The sequence below is a fragment of the Lewinella sp. genome, from assembly GCF_050633125.1.
Lineage (GTDB): Bacteria > Bacteroidota > Bacteroidia > Chitinophagales > Saprospiraceae > Lewinella.
Window position 1 is genome coordinate 1 of record NZ_JBOEFX010000224.1, and the last position, 4,802, is coordinate 4,802.

Below are 4,802 nucleotides of genomic sequence, written 5' to 3' on the forward strand. Positions count from 1 at the left end.
AGGCTGATGCTGATACAGGTGTTGGTGCTTTAGTTTCTGCTTATGCAGTAACGGCTCCATCGGAGACGATATATATTCGCTTGTAGCGAATAGATAATACGACCTGTTTTGACAGTAGTCAAAGTGTTTTAATAGAGATTGATACCTTGCCTGTACCTAATACCCCTTTGCCTTTAGTAGAATGTGATGATGACAATGACGGGTTTTATGTATTTACCTTAACGGATGCAGATTTAGATATTACAGGCGGCGATCCAGATTTATCGGTTACTTATCATGAGACGCAATTAAATGCTGAGAATGGAGTATTGCCACTAGCAAGTCCACATGCAAATAATGTAGCCTTTAACGATGTTGTGTATGCAAGAGTAGAGAGTCTTGCTAGTAGCTGTTTTGCAGTGATTGTTTTAGAGCTACAGGTTCGCAACAGCCCCTTAATAGTAGAGCCTTCGGAGCCTTTACGATTATGTGATTATAACAATCCTGGAGATGGAGTAGAGGTTTTTGATTTGAGTGAGGTAGAGACAGAGGTCTTGGATGGTATGGATGCAACGATATGGGATTTTTACTATTATGCAGTAGAGGCCGATGCGATAGCGGCTGGAGATGCAGCGATAGGTCCTACGCCTGATTTTTCATTAGCGATCGTAGATCCTTTAAATTATCAGAATCAGGTACCGAATGCTCAGACGGTTTATGTGTTGGTTGTGGGTAATCCTACCAATACGACTCCTAACAATGGAGGTTTTGGATGTTATAATATTGTTCCTTTGGATCTGATTGTAGATCCATTGCCAGCGGCAGTAGAGCCAACGGATCGTTATGAGGTATGTGATGATGAGATTGCTGGTGTGAGTACTTCAGTGGATGGATTTAGTAGTTTTGATTTAACGAGTTATGATGCTTTTATAACGGGTGGTGATACGACATTATTAGTGACTTGGTATGAGACTCCTGCAGATGAAGCAGCGGACAATCCTATTTTGGATCCATCGGATTATAGAAACGCAATAATTAATGAGCAGACGGTAGTAGCTCGAGTAACGGATGTACGTAGTTGTCATGTTACGGTACTATTGACTCTTCGAGTATTGCCTAATCCAACACCTGTTGCTCCAACACCTTTAGAGGTTTGTGATGATGACAATGATGGGTTTGCAGAATTTACCTTAACGGATAAAGATATAGAGATTATAGGCGGTGAGCCCGATGTGAGTATTGCATACTATGGGAACGAGACCTTGGCAAGAGAGGGTAATGTAGCGAATGTATTACCAGATCCATATTTAAATGATGATCCATTTAATGACAGTGTATGGGCACGTGTGGAGAATGACCTTACAGGTTGTTTTACTGTGATTGAATTACTACTGGTGGTGAATCCACTACCGGATCAACCTACGGATGATTTTGGAGATTTACTGATGTGTGATGACGATGGGGATGCTCAGGCGGTGTTTGATTTAACGATCAATACTCCTTTTGTATTAGGAGTTCAAGACCCTGCAGATTTTCTGCCGATTACCTATTATACATCCTTGGCTGATGCCGAGACTCCAACCAATGAGATATTAACCCCTGGTGCTTATACCAGTGTAGGTCAGACGATATGGGTACGAATAGAGAATATCGCTACGGGATGTGTACGTATTAGTAGTTTTGAATTGGTAGTAGGTTTATTACCAACGATTGCTACGGGTCCTTTTAATATGGAGCTTTGTGATGATGAGTTAAATGGTAGTACTTCTACCGATGAGATTTCTACGTTTGATTTAACCTTGAACGATGCTATTATCACGATAGGAGATACGAGTTTATCGGTATTTTATTATGAGACTCAGGTGGATCAGGACACGAACAATCCTATCGACCCAGCAACAGCCTATCAGAATACGAGTACGCCTCAAACCTTGTTTGTGAGTGTATTTAATGCAGAGGGCTGTGAGATACAAACGACATTAACTTTAAATGTGTTGGAGAACCCAACGCCAAGTCCTGTAGACCCATTAACGGCCTGTGATGATGACAATGATGGTTTTTCGATGTTTACCTTATCTGATATGGATCAGGATCTTATCAATGGAGAGCCAAATATAATAGTAGAATACTATGGGACAGAGGATTTAGCCCTAGAGGGAGACAACACCAATGTGTTACCGACCCCTTATGAGAATGACGATCCTTTTAATGATACTGTTTGGGCACGATTGATCAATACGGTTACAGGCTGTAGTACGATTATTGAGTTGCCAATCGTAGTGGCTCAATTACCGGATGAGCCTACGGAAGATTTTGGAGATATAACGATATGTGATGATGATGGAGATGGGATCGCGGTGTTTGATTTAACGATCAATACTCCTTTTATGATAGGAGTTCAGGATCCTTCTGATTTTTCACCGGTGACTTATCACATGAGTGAATCCGATGCGATCAATAATATAGGAGCGATAGCAAACAGCAGTACCTATTCAAGTTCAGGTGAGACAATTTGGGCTCGTTTTGAAAACTTAGAGACGGGATGTACACGTATTGAGAGTTTTGAGTTGATAGTAGGAGTGATGCCTACTCTTGGCGTAGGACCTTTTAGTATGGAGCTTTGTGATGATCAGTTAAACGGCAGTACGGGCACCGATGAGATCTCGACCTTTAATCTGGCGGAGAACAATGATGCGATTACCTTAGGGAATACTACTTTGTCAGTATATTATTATGAGACACAGGCCGATCAGGATGCCAACAATCCGATTGTACCAGACACGGCCTATCAGAATACCAGTACGCCACAGACCTTGTTTGTAAGTATTTTTAATGCAGAGGGTTGTGAGGCAAGAGATTTATTAACCTTAACGGTATTAAACAATCCATCACCGGAGCCGCAGGATCCATTTGAGTCTTGTGATTATGGAGATCCTATGGACGGTATAGGGGAGTTTATGTTAACAGATTTAGATGTAGATATCATTAATGGAGAAGCGGGAGTCGTTGTTGCTTATTACCTAACGGAGCAGGAAGCGATTATAGGAGATCCTCTAACGCAGTTAACAAGTCCTTATGCCAATATAGAGCCTTTTAATCAAACGATTTGGGTACGTGCTACCTTTGATGATGTTCCACCGGCAACGGGTACGGGATGTTATACGGTGATGTCATTGGATCTTATCGTAAACCCATTGCCTGATGCATCGGCAGAGATCTCCAATGAGATTGATTGTCAGTTGCCATTTGTAGGGACGAACTCTATTATCTTAGACAGTAAGAATGGAGAGGTATTAAATGGACAGGATCCATCGATATTTGATGTGTTGTATTTTGAGGATCTAACGGATGCAGAAAACATGGTGAACTGGATTTCTTCGGTAACGCCTTATTTTTATGATACGACCGAGCAAACGATTTATGTAGGGATATTAAACACCCAGACGGGTTGTTATATCATGGAGCAAGACTTTGTACTGGTGGTGCAAGAGGGAGCTTATGCTATAGATCCAATGTATCCTTATGCGATTTGTGATTACCAGGGTGATAATGATGGTATTGCTACGTTTGACTTGCAGGATTTCAGTGCCAATATCAATGGTGTTGATATTCGTCAGGAGATTTTGGACGGACAGGACCCAGCGATTTACACCCTTAAGTTCTATGAGACATTAGAATTGGCAGAGGCGGGAGAATCAGGAACTGAGATGCCTGATATGTATGAGAATATAATCAACCCGCAGGTTGTATATGCACGTGTAACTAATACTTCAAATACGACTATGGATGATATTTGGTGTCATGATATAGTGGAGGTGATCTTAAAGGTAGAGGAATTACCTACGGTGACGTTGGAGCCGAGTTATAGATTGTGTGTGGATGCCTTAGGGAACCCGATTGGACAGGAAGAGGGAGAGACTTCTCCGCCAGTGATTGATACGGGCTTAGATGCGAATTTATATACTTTTGTATGGTATCATGATGGTACCGAGTTAATAGGAGAAATTGGTGCTTCGTTGGTTGCTTTAGAGGGAGGTGATTATAGTGTGATTGTAACAGAGCGCGAGACGGGATGTAGTAGTGATGAAGTGACAACGGTGGTTACGGTATCTTCACCACCGCTTATTTATAGTGCAGAGGTGGTAAGTGGAGCCTTTGCTATCAATGAGGTGATTCATACCGATAGTTCGGGAGTAACTGAGACTTATACGGGTACGCATGTGATCCATGTGACGGTAGAGGAAGGATTGGGAGAGTATGTCTTCCAGTTGGATGATGGTGCCTTCCAAGAGGGAGATGTGTTTATTGATGTATTGCCTGGTTTACATGTGGTAACGATCAAGGATGTTAATGGATGTGGAAGTGTAGAGATCGAACTTAGTGTGATTGATTACCCACGATTTGTGACACCGAATCAGGATGGATATCATGATACTTGGAATATCATTGGTATCGCTACGGGTGATCCTACGGCAAAAATTTATATATTTGACAAGTTTGGCAAGCTGTTGAAGCAGATCAGTCCACTGGGTGAAGGATGGGATGGAACCTATAATGGGAACCCACTTCCTTCTAGTGATTACTGGTTTAGAGTGGAATACAGAGAAAACGATACCCAAAAAGAGTTTAAAGGGCATTTTACCCTGAAACGTTAAGGGATCATCAAAGTATTATAAATAAAAAACTCCTTCACATTGTTGAAGGAGTTTTTTTATGTCAATAAGCCAGTAATTATATGCTTCAGAATAATAAAATATTACAGATTCAAACCTAAAGTAAATAAGAAGTTATTAAAGACTGTATCTATCGCTGCAGTGTCGGTA

General features: G+C 41.4%; 1 protein-coding gene. It reads left to right on the plus strand.

The window, feature by feature from the left end:
* The first annotated feature begins 146 nt into the window (after positions 1–146).
* Positions 147–4,634 carry a T9SS type B sorting domain-containing protein gene (locus tag ACRBG0_RS28415; protein ID WP_431490205.1) on the plus strand — a complete coding sequence of 1,496 codons (4,488 nt, stop codon included), beginning with the start codon at positions 147–149 and terminating at the stop codon, positions 4,632–4,634.
* The last annotated feature ends 168 nt before the right edge of the window (positions 4,635–4,802 follow it).